The organism is Pseudescherichia sp. AS216 (genome assembly GCF_037152055.1).
In the GTDB taxonomy this organism is placed as follows: Bacteria; Pseudomonadota; Gammaproteobacteria; order Enterobacterales; family Enterobacteriaceae; genus Pseudescherichia.
Genome location: NZ_JBBCMV010000007.1, coordinates 183789 through 200554 on the forward strand (window position 1 = coordinate 183789; position 16766 = coordinate 200554).

At 56.7% G+C, this 16766-nt stretch carries 14 protein-coding genes; 7 read left to right on the forward strand and 7 right to left on the reverse strand.

The window, feature by feature from the left end; genetic code table 11:
• Positions 1-13: 13 nt before the first annotated feature.
• The 5 genes from mnmG to ravA all read right to left on the reverse strand — a co-directional run bounded on the left by mnmG (position 14) and on the right by ravA (position 6253).
• The gene (mnmG, locus tag WFN61_RS18795) at positions 14-1903 is read right to left on the reverse strand and encodes a tRNA uridine-5-carboxymethylaminomethyl(34) synthesis enzyme MnmG (RefSeq protein WP_144818257.1); all 1890 of its coding nucleotides are present in this window, start codon (positions 1901-1903) and stop codon (positions 14-16) included.
• A gap of 373 nt (positions 1904-2276) precedes the next feature.
• The gene (gene mioC, locus WFN61_RS18800) at positions 2277-2726 is read right to left on the reverse strand and encodes an FMN-binding protein MioC (protein ID WP_144818256.1); all 450 of its coding nucleotides are present in this window, start codon (positions 2724-2726) and stop codon (positions 2277-2279) included.
• A 90-nt stretch (positions 2727-2816) separates the two neighbouring features.
• Positions 2817-3275, reverse strand: a complete 459-nt coding sequence (asnC, locus tag WFN61_RS18805; protein WP_042393528.1) for a transcriptional regulator AsnC — start codon at positions 3273-3275, stop codon at positions 2817-2819.
• Positions 3276-3311: 36 nt separating this feature from the next.
• Complete coding sequence (gene viaA, locus WFN61_RS18810; protein ID WP_337039087.1) at positions 3312-4763, reverse strand: ATPase RavA stimulator ViaA; 1452 nt, start codon at positions 4761-4763, stop codon at positions 3312-3314.
• Positions 4760-6253 carry an ATPase RavA gene (gene ravA, locus WFN61_RS18815; protein ID WP_144818254.1) on the reverse strand — a complete coding sequence of 498 codons (1494 nt, stop codon included), beginning with the start codon at positions 6251-6253 and terminating at the stop codon, positions 4760-4762. Before ravA ends, viaA begins: the two co-directional genes overlap by 4 nt.
• Positions 6254-6469: 216 nt before the next feature.
• Here ravA and kup point away from each other — a divergent pair, with 216 nt between their 5' ends.
• The 7 genes from kup to rbsR all read left to right on the forward strand — a co-directional run bounded on the left by kup (position 6470) and on the right by rbsR (position 14317).
• A complete protein-coding gene (gene kup, locus WFN61_RS18820) occupies positions 6470-8338 on the forward strand; it encodes a low affinity potassium transporter Kup (RefSeq protein WP_144818253.1) in 1869 nt (622 codons plus the stop codon).
• Positions 8339-8513: 175 nt separating this feature from the next.
• A complete protein-coding gene (gene rbsD, locus WFN61_RS18825) occupies positions 8514-8933 on the forward strand; it encodes a D-ribose pyranase (protein ID WP_144819420.1) in 420 nt (139 codons plus the stop codon).
• Between the two features lie 7 nt (positions 8934-8940).
• On the forward strand, positions 8941-10455 hold the full coding sequence (rbsA, locus tag WFN61_RS18830; RefSeq protein ID WP_144819421.1) for a ribose ABC transporter ATP-binding protein RbsA: 1515 nt from the start codon (positions 8941-8943) through the stop codon (positions 10453-10455).
• Positions 10452-11417, forward strand: a complete 966-nt coding sequence (gene rbsC, locus WFN61_RS18835) for a ribose ABC transporter permease (RefSeq protein WP_144819422.1) — start codon at positions 10452-10454, stop codon at positions 11415-11417. The genes rbsA and rbsC overlap by 4 nt, the downstream gene beginning before the upstream one ends.
• A 26-nt stretch (positions 11418-11443) precedes the next feature.
• The gene (rbsB, locus tag WFN61_RS18840; protein ID WP_144819423.1) at positions 11444-12334 is read left to right on the forward strand and encodes a ribose ABC transporter substrate-binding protein RbsB; all 891 of its coding nucleotides are present in this window, start codon (positions 11444-11446) and stop codon (positions 12332-12334) included.
• A 57-nt stretch (positions 12335-12391) separates the two neighbouring features.
• Positions 12392-13321 carry a ribokinase gene (gene rbsK / locus WFN61_RS18845; RefSeq protein WP_312778518.1) on the forward strand — a complete coding sequence of 310 codons (930 nt, stop codon included), beginning with the start codon at positions 12392-12394 and terminating at the stop codon, positions 13319-13321.
• A gap of 3 nt (positions 13322-13324) precedes the next feature.
• Entirely contained in the window at positions 13325-14317 is a 993-nt protein-coding gene (gene rbsR / locus WFN61_RS18850) for a ribose operon transcriptional repressor RbsR (RefSeq protein ID WP_144819425.1), read from the forward strand.
• Here the strand turns inward: rbsR and mdtD are convergent.
• Both mdtD and WFN61_RS18860 read right to left on the reverse strand, forming a co-directional pair.
• The gene (gene mdtD, locus WFN61_RS18855; RefSeq protein WP_337039088.1) at positions 14314-15711 is read right to left on the reverse strand and encodes a multidrug transporter subunit MdtD; all 1398 of its coding nucleotides are present in this window, start codon (positions 15709-15711) and stop codon (positions 14314-14316) included. The genes rbsR and mdtD overlap by 4 nt on opposite strands.
• An 11-nt stretch (positions 15712-15722) precedes the next feature.
• A complete protein-coding gene (locus WFN61_RS18860; protein ID WP_144819427.1) occupies positions 15723-16427 on the reverse strand; it encodes a FadR/GntR family transcriptional regulator in 705 nt (234 codons plus the stop codon).
• Positions 16428-16766: the final 339 nt, after the last annotated feature.

Sequence of the window (16766 nt, forward strand, 5' to 3'; positions counted from 1 at the left end):
CCGAAAGTTGACATCAGGCGCTGCGGCGCAGCATACCCTGTTTTTTCAGCCAGACCAGCAGAATGGAGATGGCCGCAGGGGTAATGCCTGAGATGCGCGACGCCTGACCAATAGACGACGGTTTGTGATCGTTAAGTTTGGCGATCACCTCGTTGGAGAGGCCGCTCACCTGACGGTAGTCCAGGGTCGCTGGCAGGATAGCGCTTTCGTTACGCAGCTGCTTTTCAATCTCATCCTGCTGGCGGGCGATGTAGCCTTCGTATTTGACCTGGATCTCGACCTGCTCAGCGGCCTGCGGATCGTCAAGGCCTGGCGCAAACGGCGAGAGGTTCACCATGCCGCTGTAAGTCATCTCCGGACGACGCAGCAGATCTTCACCGTTGGCTTCGCGTGACAGCGGCGCGCTGAGGATAGCGTTCACTTCGTCAACCTGCTCAGAGTGCGGGTGCACCCAAATATCCTTCAGGCGTTGACGCTCACGCTCAATACGCTCCAGCTTCTCGTTAAAGCGTGCCCAACGCTGGTCGTCTACCAGACCCAGCTCGCGGCCAGCGGCCGTCAGACGCAGGTCGGCGTTATCTTCACGCAGCATCAGACGGTACTCTGCACGGGAAGTAAACATGCGGTACGGCTCTTTGGTGCCCAGAGTGCAGAGATCGTCTACCAACACGCCAAGGTAGGCCTGGTCGCGGCGCGGTGCCCAGCCCTCTTTCTCGGCAGAGAAGCGGGCGGCGTTAAGACCCGCCAGCAGCCCCTGCGCAGCGGCCTCTTCGTAGCCGGTGGTGCCGTTGATCTGTCCGGCAAAGAACAGGCCCTGGATAAATTTGCTCTCCAGCGTCGGCTTCAGGTCACGCGGATCGAAGAAGTCATACTCGATGGCATAGCCCGGACGCACAATCTTCGCGTTCTCCATCCCCTGCATGGAACGGACGATCTGCATCTGTACGTCGAACGGCAGGCTGGTAGAGATGCCGTTCGGATAAATTTCGTTTGAGGTCAGCCCTTCCGGCTCCAGGAAGATCTGGTGCTGGTTACGATCGGCAAAGCGCATCACCTTGTCTTCGATCGACGGACAGTAGCGTGGCCCGATCCCTTCGATCACGCCAGCGTACATCGGGCTGCGATCGAGGTTATTGCGGATCACGTCATGTGTTTTCTCGTTGGTGTAGGTGATATAGCACGGCACCTGACGCGGGTGCTGGTCAACGCTACCCATGAACGAGAAGACCGGCAGCGGGTTATCGCCATGCTGCTGGGCGAGAACGCTGAAGTCGATGGTACGGGCGTCAATACGCGGCGGCGTACCGGTTTTCAGACGGTTTACCCGCAGCGGCAGTTCACGCAGGCGGCGCGAGAGTGAAATGGACGGCGGATCGCCCGCCCGGCCACCGCTGTAGTTATCCAGCCCGATATGGATTTTGCCGTCGAGGAAGGTCCCCACCGTCAGCACCACCGACTTCGCCCGGAATTTGAGACCCATCTGGGTCACTGCACCCACCACACGATCGTTTTCGACGATCAGATCCTCAACTGCCTGCTGGAAGATCATCAGGTTCGGCTGGTTCTCCAGCGCGGTGCGTACCGCCTGGCGATAGAGCACACGATCCGCCTGAGCACGGGTCGCCCGTACGGCGGGACCTTTGCTCGCGTTTAGTATCCTAAACTGAATGCCTGCATGGTCGATTGCGGTGCCCATCAGCCCGCCCAGCGCGTCCACTTCTTTTACCAGGTGTCCTTTCCCAATACCGCCAATAGCCGGGTTGCAGGACATCTGTCCTAGCGTATCGATATTGTGTGTCAGAAGGAGGGTCTGCTGACCCATACGTGCAGCGGCCATTGCAGCCTCGGTACCTGCATGACCCCCGCCAATGATGATGACGTCAAAAGGATCCTGATAAAACATGGTGATTTGCCTCGCACAGAGCGGTTAGAAAGTGGATTGGGGTCCGGGCCGTGGATTCTACTCAACTTTAGCCCATCGAGAAAGTGCCGGGATCCTGACTATTAAAAAGAAGATCTTTTTTATTTAAGATCTGTTTTATTATGATCTCTTATTAGGATCGCCCTCTCCTGTGGATAAGGCGGATCCTCCCATTAAGATCAACGCGTTATTGAGGATCGTTTGCTGTGAAAGATCGGTGATCCCACACCGTATAAGCTGGGATCAAAATGGCGTGTTATGCACAGGTGAAACTTTAAACAAACCTTATACAGTGGATAACTACCGGTTGATCAATGCTTTTAACCAGAGTTACCCACAACTGATCGCACGATCTTTACACTTCTTTCAGTAAATTGATCCACGATCCCAGCCAAATTTCCGCCGGATCCTCCGGAATCTCATGTTCGAGGACGTTGATCCTTAGCGTTTCGCCGATCTGTTTTGCCTGGCAGCCTTTCAATACCTCTTCCAGCTTCTCAATGGCACCACAGAAAGTATCGTACTCACGGCTACCGAGACCCACCGCACCAAAGCGAACCTGGGAGAGATCCGGCTGCTGCTCCTGCAACTCTTCATATAAAGGCAGAATGTTGTCAGGCAGATCCCCTGCGCCATGGGTAGAGGAGATCAGCAGCCATACGCCATCGGTGGGAAGATCCTCAAGCAGAGGCCCATGCAGCGTGCTGGTAGAGAAACCGGCATCTTCCAGCTTCTCAGCCAGATGTTCTGCAACGTATTCCGCGCCGCCCAGCGTACTGCCGCTGATGAGAGTAATGTCTGCCATGATGATCCGCTCCGATGAATAAGAGCGGTATTGTACGCTGTGAATCAGCTGGGATCTACCTGTGGAAAATGTGGTGATTATTTTTCCCGGCTAGGGGCGGATGGTACGCATGATCGGGTTCTGCAGGGAGATCAGCGTCTCGGTGGACTGGATCTCATCAATTGTTTGGATCTTGTTGATAAGTACCTGCTGGAGGGCGTCGATCGAGCGGCACATGACCTTAATGAAGATGCTGTAGTGGCCGGTGGTGTAGTAGGCCTCGGTGACCTCCTCCAGACTCTCCAGCTTGGCCAGCGCCGACGGGTAGTCCTTGGCACTCTTGAGAATGATGCCGATAAAGCAGCAGACGTCGTAGCCGAGCTGTTTCGGACTGACGTCAATGCGCGCGCCAGTGATGATGCCCGCCTGTTTCATCTTCTCTACGCGGACGTGGATGGTGCCAGGGCTGACGCCAAACTGCTTCGCCAGTTCAGCATAGGCCGTGCGGGCATTGGCCATCAGCGCCTCCAGAATGCCCCGGTCGAGGTTGTCGATCTGGTAACTTTCCATAATGTTCAGCCGTTATTGTTCACTATTGGGTTGAGATTAACGCTTCCAGCGACGCAGCAGACGGCTGCGCATACCGGTGTCAAAGCGCCAGATATGATCGAAAATACGCATGATCCCTGGCTTGCCGTGAGCAGACATCGCTACCGCGTGAAAGCGATGCTGATGCACCTGCTGTAGCATTTTGATCTGATTCACCACCTCGTCAGGCAGGCGTTGGGCGATAAAGTCTGAGATCACCACCGCGTCGGCATCCGCCCACTCACCGCCCTGCATCCGCTCAATCACGGCGCGAAAGCAGCTGGCGAGATCGGTTCCGCCGCGAAAGCGCTGGCTCAGGAAGCGGATCGCCTCCTCTAGCCCTTGCGATCCCGACAGCTCATAGCGTACCACCTCGCTGGAAAACAGCATGATATAGCAGCGCCGGTTATCCGCCAGCGCCACCCGCATTAGCGCCAGGCAGAACGCCTTCGCACACTGTTCGTTAAAACCGCCCATCGAGCCAGAGGTATCGACACAGATAATAAACGGCCCGCGCGGCTGTTCATCAACGCTTTGATGCACCACCGGGCGCTGGGTGATCTTCTCCCGCCAGGCTTCACCGTGCAGGCGGTAGGTGAGAAGCTGCTTCTCCACCAGCCGACGGTAGAACTCATACTCCAGCTCGGTAATGCCGAGGGTCGCAAGCTCGGGCGGCAGCAGGCGCAGAATATCATCGCTCTGCTGGAGGCCATCTACCTGCTCTGGCACCGACGCTGGCTCGCGTACCAGCGTGCGGAAGGTCTCCATCGGCGAATCTTTTTTCGGTACCGATTTTGCCTCCCGGGAGCGGCCAAGCTGTTCGGCCAGCTGTTTCAGCTCCGGCTGCTCGGCAAGGAAGTCGCCGTAGCGGACGATGAGCTGATAGTCACCGCGTTTTAGCTGCCCGGCGCTCATGTCCCACAGCCGTCCGGCTGCGTTTTCATTTTCGATCAGCACCGACTCAAGCTGACCGCTCAGCTTCATGCGCTCCTGAACCTCGCTTAAGAGCTGCTCGCGCTCCTCCTCCAGCAGTTGATGGTTGAGCGTGGTTGCCTGCACCACCAGGCTTAATCGCCAGCGCTGTAAAAACAGCGTGTGCAGCGCGGGAGTAAGGGTTGGATTATCGGCGATCAGCTGGCTGGCCTGTTCGGCATAGGGCGAGTGCACCTTTGCGAGCAGGGTGAGGATCTGCGGAAGCTGGGCAATAAACTGCGGCGTCGCCAGCAGCTGGGTCTGCTGGTAGCAGAGAAACTCTTCGGTCAGCTCCGGCGGAACCGCCGTCTCCTTTAGGCGGCTTCTTAGCGCCTCTCGCCAGCGGGGGACGTCCTCGGTAATGGCGCGCCTGAGCCGGGGAAACTTTTCAAAGAACACCGCCAGCTGCGGTGAGGCCAGCAGGGCGACAATCAGCTCTTCAATGAGCCCCTCTTCACCCACCGCCAGCATCACATTCAGCGTGTCGAGGGTGATCATTGCCGGGCCTGTTTGATCTGCGCGCCGACGTCTTGCAGGCTGGCTTCAATGCGCCCTAACCAGTCGCTGTGAATAAACAGGCACTTCTGCTGTTCGCTGAAGCGGGTGTGCTGCTGGTGCCACGTGTTATCGAGTGATTCAAGCTGCTGGCGGATCTCCTCTGGTACGCTCTCCTGAGAGGATCCGGGCAGCGCCAGCCGGGAGGCCTGTAGACTTACATCGCGCACGATCAGGTGCAGGGTGGCATCCACTTCCAGATTAAGCACCTGGGCAAACCCAATCCCGTTGAGCTTGCCGCGGATCTCGCCGCCTTTCATTAGCCATTGCTCCAGCGGGGCGCGTTCGAGAGTAATGTGCACGACCTGCATATCGTGCAGCTTAAGCGGCTGCTGAAGCAGCAGGGTCAGCGTATCGTCGCTGATGTCTGGGGGAAGCTCATAGTGCGGGCGGCGGCTAAACATACCGCTCTGGCGCTGCACTTTGAGGGCGGTCTTATCGCTCTGCTGCTGCTGGAGCTGGATACGCCGTTGGGCAATGGCGCCCAGCTGGACCAGCATGGCCTGCTGCTGCCAGGCGTGTCCGGTCATCAATATGTCGACCTGCTGGGCGAGCAGCTCCCGACTCTGGGCGTCATGCCACAGGCAATCTTTCAGCAGGATAAGATCGATGGGTGAGACCGCATCGCGCCCGCAGAAAAAGGCGCTGGCCTGCAGCAGGCGGATGGCCTTTTTCCAGCGTCGGTCAGAGACATAGGGGGCGTTGGGAAGGTTATCCAGCTGCTGACGCAGCATAAAGATCAGCTCGAACACCGCGTCAGGCAGGGTGATATGGCCTATCTCCTGCTGCCACTGCTGATACTCCTCGTCCGTTACCTGCAGTGAGGCCGGAACCGGGTTATCGTTCTCATCCTGCTGGCTGACCAGCATTGAACGGAAGTTTCCCTTATCCTGAACCTTATCCAGCCAGAGGCGGATCAGCATACGGTCGTAAAGCGCCTCGAGGCTGCTGTCGGCTTCCGGCAGCTCGTTAGAGGCTGCCACCAGCAGGCGCATCGGGATCTTCTCTTCGCTGGCCCCGTTGCGAAAACGCCGTTCGTTAATGGCAGTCAGCAGGGTGTTCAGGATAGCGGGGCCGGCTTTCCAGATTTCATCCAGAAAGACGATCTCCGCCTCCGGAAGATAACCTGCTGTCAGGCGCTCGTAGCGCCCTTCATCTTTCAGCGCCTGAATAGAGAGCGGGCCAAAAACCTCTTCCGGTGTCGAAAAGCGGGTCATCAGGTATTCAAAGGCGCGAGCGTGCTGAAAGGCGTATTTAAGCCGGCGGGCGATAAGGCTTTTAGCAATACCGGGCGGGCCAAGAAGAAATACGCTCTCCCCGCTTAACGCGGCCAGCAGGCACAGGCGGATAGCGTGGCTACGCTCATACAGGCCTTTTTCCAGCGCGCTGCTGAGACGGGAAATTCTTTCTGCTAATAAATGTGAGTGAGCCATAATTGTTCTGCATCCTTTCGCCGCTGTCGGTGGACAAAAGTGAGTATACGTTTCAACAAGGGCTTGTAATAGACGGAATAATGCCTTCACATTCTTTGCGTCAGGATAACCCTCGCGCATTTAAGGCTTCGATTTATTGAAGAATCATGCATACTGTGCGCTTTTGTGGGCCAAGGGACTAAGCGCACACTTGTCATCCATACAAAAGATTAGTCTATGAGCACTGATAATAAGCAATCATTGTCTGCGGTAACCCTCGCAGCAATTGGGGTTGTCTACGGTGATATCGGAACCAGCCCGCTTTATACTCTTCGTGAATGTTTGTCCGGTCAGTTTGGTTTTGGCGTCGAACGCGACGCGGTGTTTGGCTTTCTGTCACTCATCTTCTGGCTGCTGATTTTTGTTGTTTCGATTAAGTACCTGACCTTCGTGATGCGGGCCGATAACGCCGGAGAAGGGGGGATTTTGACCCTGATGTCGCTGGCGGGGCGCAACACCTCGGCGCGAATGACTTCGGTACTGGTGATCATGGGGTTGATTGGCGGCAGCTTCTTCTATGGCGAAGTGGTGATCACGCCTGCGATCTCGGTGATGTCGGCTATCGAGGGGCTGGAGATTATTGCGCCCTCGCTAGATAGTTGGGTGGTACCGTTGTCCATCATGGTGCTGACGCTGCTGTTTATGATCCAGAAACACGGCACCGGGCTGGTGGGTAAGCTGTTTGCGCCAATTATGCTGGCGTGGTTTATCATCCTGGCCGTGCTGGGCCTGCGCGGGATTATCGCTAATCCGGAGGTGTTGCAGGCGCTGAATCCGATGTGGGCGGTGCACTTCTTCCTCGAATATAAAGCCGTGTCGTTCGTGGCGCTGGGTGCGGTGGTGCTGTCGATCACCGGCGTAGAGGCGCTGTATGCCGACATGGGGCACTTCGGCAAGCTGCCGATCCGCCTGGCGTGGTTTAGCCTGGTGCTGCCGTCGCTGGCGCTGAACTACTTCGGCCAGGGCGCGCTGCTGCTGAAAAACCCGGAGGCAATTAAGAACCCGTTCTTCCTGCTGGCCCCTGAGTGGGCACTGATCCCAATGCTGCTTATCGCCACCCTGGCAACGGTTATTGCCTCCCAGGCGGTGATCTCCGGTGTGTTCTCGCTTACGCGTCAGGCGGTGCGTCTGGGCTACCTGTCGCCGATGCGCATTATTCACACCTCGGAGATGGAGTCCGGCCAGATCTACATTCCCTTTGTTAACTGGCTGCTCTACTTTGCCGTAGTGATTGTGATCGTCAGCTTTGAGCGTTCAAGCAACCTGGCGGCGGCGTACGGTATCGCGGTGACCGGCACTATGGTGCTTACTTCTATTCTCTCCACCACCGTGGCACGTAAAAACTGGCACTGGAACAAGTTCCTTGTGGCGCTGATTCTGGTGGCGTTCCTCTGCATCGACATTCCGCTCTTCTCGGCGAACCTCGACAAGCTGCTCTCTGGCGGCTGGCTGCCGCTGAGTCTCGGCCTCGTGATGTTCCTGATTATGACGACGTGGAAAAGCGAGCGCTTCCGCCTGCTGCGGCGTATGCACGAGCACGGTAACTCTCTGGAGGCGATGATCGCCTCGCTGGAGAAATCCCCGCCGGTGCGGGTACCGGGCACGGCGGTCTATATGTCGCGGGCGCTGAACGTTATTCCTTTCGCGATGCTGCATAACCTCAAGCACAACAAGGTCCTGCACGAGCGGGTGATCCTGCTGACCCTGCGCACGGAGGACGCACCCTATGTGCATAACGTCCGCCGGGTACAGATCGAGCAGCTTTCGCCGACCTTCTGGCGCGTGGTAGCCAGCTACGGCTGGCGCGAGACGCCGAACGTGGAGGAGGTCTTCCACCGCTGCGGACTGGAGGGGCTGAGCTGTCGTATGATGGAGACCTCGTTCTTTATGTCTCACGAGTCGCTGATCGTGGGCAAACGTCCCTGGTATCTGCGCCTGCGCGGCAAGCTCTACCTGGTGCTGCAGCGTAACGCCCTGCGCGCCCCGGACCAGTTCGAGATCCCGCCCAACCGGGTTATTGAGCTGGGTACGCAAGTAGAAATCTAAACCTGCCATATGCCGGGTGGCGCTTCGCTTACCCGGCCTGCTTCTCTTCCTCTCAATTTCCGTTAGCGAAACGTTTCGATGCCGATCACAGATCTTTAACGTGGTGATGGTTAAATGAACGCTATCCGGCATACACTGGCCTCAGCGAAACGTTTCGCTAGTGGAGCCAGAAAAAATGAAGAAAGGATCTGTACTGAACTCTGAAATCTCATCGGTTATCTCCCGTCTGGGGCATACCGATACGCTCGTGGTGTGCGACGCCGGGTTGCCGGTTCCCCACAGTACGCAACGCATCGATATGGCATTAACCCAGGGCGTACCTTCGTTTATGCAGGTACTTGAGGTGGTCACCACCGAGATGCAGGTTGAGGCAGCCATTCTCGCTACGGAAATCAAACAGCATAATCCGCAGCTCCACGAAGCGTTGCTCAACCATATTGAGCAGCTGCAACAACACCAGGGAAATACCATCGAAGTGCGCTACACCACGCACGAAGCATTTAAACAACACACCGCAGCAAGCCAGGCGGTTATTCGCAGCGGGGAGTGCTCCCCGTATGCGAATATCATTCTCTGTGCTGGCGTCACCTTCTGAGGCCATCATGGACGCACTACTTCAGCTTAAGGGGATCGACAAAGCGTTCCCCGGCGTAAAAGCCCTCTCCGGCGCAGCGCTCAACGTCTACCCTGGCCGCGTGATGGCGCTGGTGGGCGAGAACGGCGCTGGCAAATCCACCATGATGAAAGTGTTAACCGGTATCTACACTCGCGATGCCGGTTCGCTACTGTGGCTGGGCCAGGAGACGACCTTTAATGGACCAAAATCGTCGCAGGAGGCGGGGATCGGGATTATCCATCAGGAGCTGAACCTGATCCCGCAGCTGACCATCGCCGAAAACATCTTTTTAGGCCGTGAGTTTGTTAACCGCTTTGGCAAAATCGACTGGAAAAAGATGTATGCCGAAGCGGACATTCTGCTGGCGAAACTCAACCTGCGCTTTAAGAGCGACAGGCTGGTAGGGGATCTCTCCATTGGCGATCAGCAGATGGTCGAGATCGCCAAGGTGCTGAGCTTTGAGTCGAAGGTCATCGTAATGGATGAGCCGACCGATGCCCTCACCGATACCGAAACCGACTCCCTGTTTCGCGTGATCCGCGAGCTGAAATCTCAGGGACGCGGCATTGTCTACATCTCTCACCGCATGAAAGAGATCTTCGAGATCTGCGATGACGTGACCGTCTTCCGTGACGGGCAGTTTATCGCCGAGCGTGAGGTTAGCTCGCTCACTGAAGATACGCTGATTGAGATGATGGTGGGACGCAAGCTGGAAGATCAGTATCCACATATTGATAAAGCACCGGGTGAGATGCGTCTGAAGGTCGATAACCTGTGCGGACCGGGGGTGAACAATGTCTCCTTTACTCTGCGCCAGGGTGAAATCCTCGGCGTAGCCGGGCTGATGGGCGCAGGACGTACCGAGCTGATGAAGGTGCTGTACGGCGCGCTGTCGCGTACCGGCGGCACCGTTACCCTTGATGGTCGCGAGGTCGTGACCCGTTCGCCGCAGGATGGCCTGGCTAACGGTATCGTCTACATCTCCGAGGATCGTAAGCGCGATGGTTTAGTGTTGGGCATGTCGGTGAAAGAGAACATGTCCCTGACCGCGCTGCGCTACTTCAGCCGCAGCGGCGGTAGCCTGAAGCATAGCGATGAGCAGCAGGCGGTGAGCGACTTTATCCGTCTGTTTAACGTCAAAACCCCCTCGATGGAGCAGCCTATCGGCCTGCTCTCCGGCGGTAACCAGCAAAAAATCGCTATCGCCCGCGGGCTGATGACGCGCCCGAAGGTGCTCATCCTCGACGAACCCACGCGCGGCGTGGACGTCGGTGCCAAAAAAGAGATCTATCAGCTCATCAACCAGTTTAAAGCGGATGGGCTGAGCATCATTCTGGTGTCGTCAGAAATGCCAGAGGTGCTTGGCATGAGCGATCGCATCATGGTGATGCATGAAGGAGAGTTGGGTGGCGAGTTCACCCGTGAGCAGGCAACCCAGGAAGTGCTGATGGCTGCCGCCGTCGGCAAGCTAAATCGCGAGACCCAGGAGTCAACGATATGAGTACCCAGACCGTTACCCCCCGCCGCTACTTTAATAAGGCGTGGCTGATGGAACAAAAATCGCTGATTGCCCTGCTGGTGCTGATTGCGATTGTCTCCACGATGAGCCCTAACTTTTTCACCATCAATAACCTGTTTAACATTCTGCAGCAGACCTCGGTAAACGCCATTATGGCGGTGGGGATGACGCTGGTGATCCTGACCTCGGGGATCGATCTCTCCGTGGGCTCGCTGCTGGCGCTCACCGGCGCGGTGGCAGCCTCGATTGTCGGTATGGAAGTTAATGCTCTGGTGGCGATTGCCGCCGCGCTGGCGCTGGGCGCTGCGGTAGGGGCAATGACCGGGGTCATTGTCGCGAAAGGGCGGGTGCAGGCGTTTATCGCCACCCTGGTCATGATGCTGCTGCTGCGCGGTGTGACCATGGTCTATACCAACGGTAGCCCGGTGAATACCGGCTTTACCGATAACGCCGATCTCTTTGGCTGGTTTGGTATTGGCCGGCCGCTGGGTATCCCGACGCCGGTCTGGATCATGGGCATCGTCTTCCTGGCCGCGTGGTATATGCTGCACCATACCCGCCTGGGCCGCTATATCTATGCCCTGGGCGGTAACGAAGCGGCCACGCGCCTCTCCGGGATCAGCGTTAACAAAGTCAAAATCATCGTCTACTCCTTAAGTGGCCTGCTGGCATCGCTGGCGGGCATCATTGAAGTGGCGCGCCTCTCCTCTGCACAACCCACAGCCGGTACCGGCTACGAGTTGGATGCCATCGCTGCGGTTGTATTGGGCGGTACCAGCCTCGCGGGCGGTAAAGGGCGCATTGTAGGCACGCTAATCGGTGCACTGATCCTTGGTTTCCTTAACAACGGACTGAACTTGCTGGGTGTTTCCTCCTATTACCAGATGATCGTTAAGGCAGTGGTAATTTTGCTGGCGGTGCTGGTAGACAACAAAAAGCAGTAATAAATGACATTACAGGACATCTGATTATGAACATGAAAAAACTGGCTACTCTGGTCTCTGCTGTCGCACTGAGTGCAACCGTGAGCGCAAACGCGATGGCGAAAGACACCATTGCGCTGGTGGTCTCTACCCTGAACAACCCATTTTTTGTTTCACTGAAGGATGGCGCACAGAAAGAAGCCGACAAGCTGGGCTATAACCTGGTGGTGCTGGATTCCCAGAACAACCCGGCGAAAGAGCTGGCTAACGTGCAGGACCTGACCGTGCGCGGCACGAAAATCCTGCTGATCAACCCGACCGATTCTGATGCAGTCGGTAACGCCGTGAAGATGGCGAACCAGGCTAAAATCCCGGTTATCACCCTGGACCGCGTAGCGGCCAAAGGTGAAGTCGTGAGCCACATTGCTTCAGATAACGTGCTGGGCGGCAAAATTGCTGGCGATTACATCGCGAAGAAAGCCGGTGAAAGCGCGAAGGTGATTGAGCTGCAGGGTATTGCAGGCACCTCTGCCGCTCGCGAACGCGGCGAGGGCTTCCAGCAGGCCGTGACGGCGCATAAATTCAACGTGCTGGCTAGCCAGCCGGCAGATTTCGACCGCACCAAAGGTCTGAACGTGATGCAGAACCTGCTGACCGCGCATCCTGATGTGCAGGCCGTATTTGCTCAGAACGATGAGATGGCGCTGGGTGCGCTGCGCGCGCTGCAGACGGCGGGTAAATCCGACGTGATGGTAGTGGGCTTCGACGGCACGCCGGACGGTGAGAAAGCAGTAAACGACGGCAAACTGGCGGCGACCATTGCCCAGCTGCCGGAGCAGATTGGCGCGAAAGGCGTTGAAACTGCTGATAAAGTGCTGAAAGGCGAGAAGGTTCAGGCGAAATACCCGGTTGACCTGAAGCTGGTTATTAAACAGTAATCACGTTTTAAGGCTTACGCCACCCCAGGGTGGCGTACCTTACAGGAAGATCCCACCATGAAAACAGCAGGTAAGCTCGTTGTCCTTGGCAGCATCAATGCCGATCACATTCTCAACCTTGACGCTTTCCCGATGCCGGGCGAAACCGTGACCGGTACGCACTACCAGGTCGCCTTTGGCGGTAAAGGGGCAAACCAGGCGGTGGCCGCCGGGCGCAGCGGGGCGCAGATCGCGTTTATCGCCTGCACCGGCAGCGACGATACCGGCGATCGGATCCGCGCCCAGCTGGCCAACGATAACATCAACGTTGCGCCCGTGAGCGTGGTTGACGGAGAGTCTACCGGCGTCGCGTTGATCTTTGTCAACGGCGAAGGGGAGAATGTCATCGGTATTCATGCGGGAGCCAACGCCGCGCTCTCTCCCGAGCGGGTTGCCGCTCAGCAGGCGCTGATTACCGACGCGGACGCGCTGCTGATGCAGCTGGAGTCGCCGGTAGAGAGCGTTCTGGCCGCCGCGAAAATTGCCCATGAAAATCATACCACTGTCGTACTGAACCCGGCCCCGGCGCGTGTATTATCTGACGAGCTGCTGGCGCTGGTGGACATTATCACCCCCAATGAAACCGAAGCGGAAAGGCTGACGGGCATTTGCGTAGAAAGCGACAGCGATGCCGAGCGTGCAGCGCTCGCACTGCACGATAAAGGCATCGGTACGGTGATCATCACCCTTGGCAGCCGCGGCGTATGGGCCAGCGTCAACGGTGAGGGTCGCCGGGTGCCGGGCTTTAAGGTCAACGCCATTGATACGATTGCGGCGGGTGATACCTTTAACGGCGCATTGGTGACCGCGCTGCTGGAGGATAAGCCGCTTGATGAGGCCATTGTGTTTGCCCATGCGGCGGCGGCGATTGCCGTTACGCGCAAAGGCGCGCAGCCCTCTGTGCCATGGCGTAACGAGATCAACGATTTCTTGAGTCAGCAGGGGTAAAGCGTGGCCACCATGAAGGACGTTGCCCGCCTGGCGGGCGTTTCCACCTCGACGGTTTCGCACGTCATTAATAACGATCGCTTTGTCAGCGATGCGATTCGGGAAAAGGTGGAAGAGGCGATCAAAAGCCTTAACTACGCTCCTTCGGCACTGGCGCGCAGTCTCAAGCTTAAGCAGACGCGCACCATTGGGATGCTGATCACCGCCAGCTCTAACCCCTTCTTCTCTGAACTGGTGCGCGGCGTTGAGCGCAGCTGTTTCGAACGTGGCTATAGCCTGGTGCTCTGTAATACCGAAGGCGATGAAGAGCGGATGAACCGTAACCTGGAGACGCTGATGCAAAAGCGCGTCGACGGGCTGCTGGTGCTGTGTACCGAGACGCATCAGCTTTCGCGAGAGATTATCCAGCGCTATCCCTCTATTCCCACCGTGATGATGGACTGGGCCCCCTTTGAGGGTGATATCGATATCATCCAGGACAACTCGCTGCTGGGTGGCGATATGGCAACCCAGTATCTGATTGATAAAGGCTTTACCCGTATCGCCTGCATTACCGGCCCGCTGGATAAAACCCCTGCGCGTTTACGTCTGGAGGGGTATCGGGCGGCAATGGCCCGGGCAGGGCTGACGGTGCGTGAAGGCGATGAGATCGTCGGTGACTTTGAGTTCGGCGGCGGTGTTGCCGCTATGCAGGCGCTGCTGGCGCAGCAGGAGCGGCCTCAGGCGGTATTTATCGGTAACGATGCGATGGCCGTTGGCGCTTATCAGGCGCTGTATCAGGCGGGACTCAAGGTCCCGGAGGATATGGCCATTATCGGCTACGACGATATCGAACTGGCGCGCTATATGACGCCACCGCTCACCACCGTTCATCAGCCTAAGGATGAACTGGGTGAGCTGGCGATCGATGTTCTGACTCATCGCATTGCCGATCCAACCCTCTCCCAGCAGCGGCTACAGTTGACGCCGGTGCTAATGACGCGCGGCTCCGCTTAAGGCTTGTGCCGCTCCTTAATCAGATTCCGCCCATCTTTCGCTTTAAGCAGCAGGAAGACGGATGCCGATATCAGGGTGATTATGCCCATGGTAATAAAGGTGTAGTGGAACTGCTCAATGGTATTGGCGCTTTCAAAGCCTTCATAAAACCGCAGTACCGCCGCGCTGACGGCAACGCCAAGGCTAATCGATAGCTGCTGGGTGACAGCCAGTACGCTGTTACCGCTGCTGGCGTTCTCGTCGGTCAGGTCGGCGAGCGTAATGGTGTTCATGGCCGTGAACTGCGTGGACATCGCCATGCCTAATATAAAGAGCGGCAGGATCAGCAACCACACCTCCATCGACGGCGACTGAAGGGCAAACTGCGCAATCATTACGCCAATGATGACCGTCACACCAAACAGCGTTTTGCGGTAGCCGAACCAGCGTAATACCTGGGTAACGGTGGATTTCGCCAGAATCGACCCTATCGCGGTAGGCGCAATCATGCAGCCCGCAATGAGTGCCGTATAGCCGAAGCCGACCTGAAGCATCAGCGGCATCAGGAAAGGAACGCAGCCGGTACCGAGGCGCGAGGCGATGTTGCCCGCAATCCCCACCGAGAAGGTGCGGGTCTTGAATATCGGCAGGGCAATCAGCGGTGAGGGATGATTGCGAGCGTGACGGATATAGGCATAGAACAGCACTATGCTGCTGAAGATAATGGTGAGCGCCAGCCAGCTGGCCACCAGTTTTTCGCCAAACAGCTCAATGCCGATAGAGAAGAGCACAAGGCTTACGCCGAACAGCAGAAAACCGCTCATATCGAAACGGCGGCGCGGCGTCGTAAAGTCCGGCATATATTTACGGGCATAGAACAGCCCGGCAATGCCAATCGGAATGTTGATCAAGAATATCCAGTGCCAGCTTGCCCAGGTAACCAGTACCCCGCCGAGTACCGGGCCAAGAATGGGGCCCACCAGGCCAGGCATGGTGACAAAGTTGAGTACCGGAAGTAATTCACTGCGCGGATAGGCTCGCAGCAACGCAAGGCGGGCAACCGGCATCATCATTGCGCCACCTATCCCCTGCACGATGCGAAAGACAACCAGCATCCCCAGCGAATTTGAAAGTGCGCAGGCCAGCGATCCCAGAGTGAAGAGCGAAACCGCCAGCATAAAGATGCGTCGCGTACCGAAACGGTCCGCCAGCCAGCCGCTGACCGGGATCAGCATAGCGACGGTCAGGGTGTAGCTGATAATTGCTGACTGCATCGCCAGCGGGGAGCGGTTAAGACTGTGCGCTATAGCCGGTAGCGCGGTATTGAGAATAGTGGCGTCCAACGCCTGCATAAAGAAGGCCATCGCCGCAATCCATGGCAAACCGGCCATGCTGCGCGCTTTTTTCTTGGTCATACTGCGTCCTGTTATTTAGTCTCCGGCGGGTGAGGCGTGTTAAGTAATGCCTGACATGCGCTGAAGGCGCGTTCACCATCGCTATCCTGAATGGCATCCACAATAGCCTGATGATTTTCAAGTTTAACCACTTCATTATGGGTAATAGAGTTGAAGTAGGTGTGATAAACCGAGTGAAACAGCGTGGCAAACGACGACAGGAAGGGATTACTGCTCATAGCATAGATATGTTCATGCCAGGCGGTATCCACATCTAGCCAGCGTTCGCGATGAAAATGTTGGTTTAACTCTACCATCTCTTCCATCAGCGTATTCAGGTGCGCTTTCTGCTCGGCGCTACCCAGCTCGGCCGCCAGTCTACAGGCCTGCGGCTCCAGCGTACTGCGCAAAACCAGAAAGTGGTTAATCACTTCCTGGAAGTTATCGTCCGTCATCCACCAGGAGAGCAGCTCCTGATCGAGGAAGTTCCAGCTTCCCTTGGGCATAACACGCGTACCGATACGTGGACGTGGTAGCACCATTCCCTTCGCCGTTAATGTTTTTACGGCTTCCCTGACCGCCGTTCGGCTTACGCCAAACTCCTCCCCTAGCTCCATCTCTGCAGGCAAAATTGAGCCTGGCGCATACTCACCGGTTAAGATCCGCTGGGCCAGCTTCTCTGCCAGAACATAAGAAAGGTTTTTCTGAGCGGCTAAATGCTGTGCGCTTAATGGCATATATCATATTCCTTCTTCTATTTATCTCTTTCAGTATGCCACCTGACACAGGTTATCGGCGCAAAATTCAACAAATGCAGCCCATTGTGATGGTTTTTAGTACGCCCTGGTGAAAAATAGCGCGTTTAAAAAGTTTTTTGCATTTAAGACTTGTCACCCCGGAATAACTCCCTATAATGCGCCTCCACTGACACGGAACAACGGCGAATAAGCCGGCCGGTCAGCGAAGCGCCTCCGGGCACTTCGGCAGAGAAAAGCGAAAATAAACGCTTGACTCTGAATGAGGAAAGCGTAATATACGCCACCTCGCAACGGTGAGCTGAAAGCCACGTTGCACTG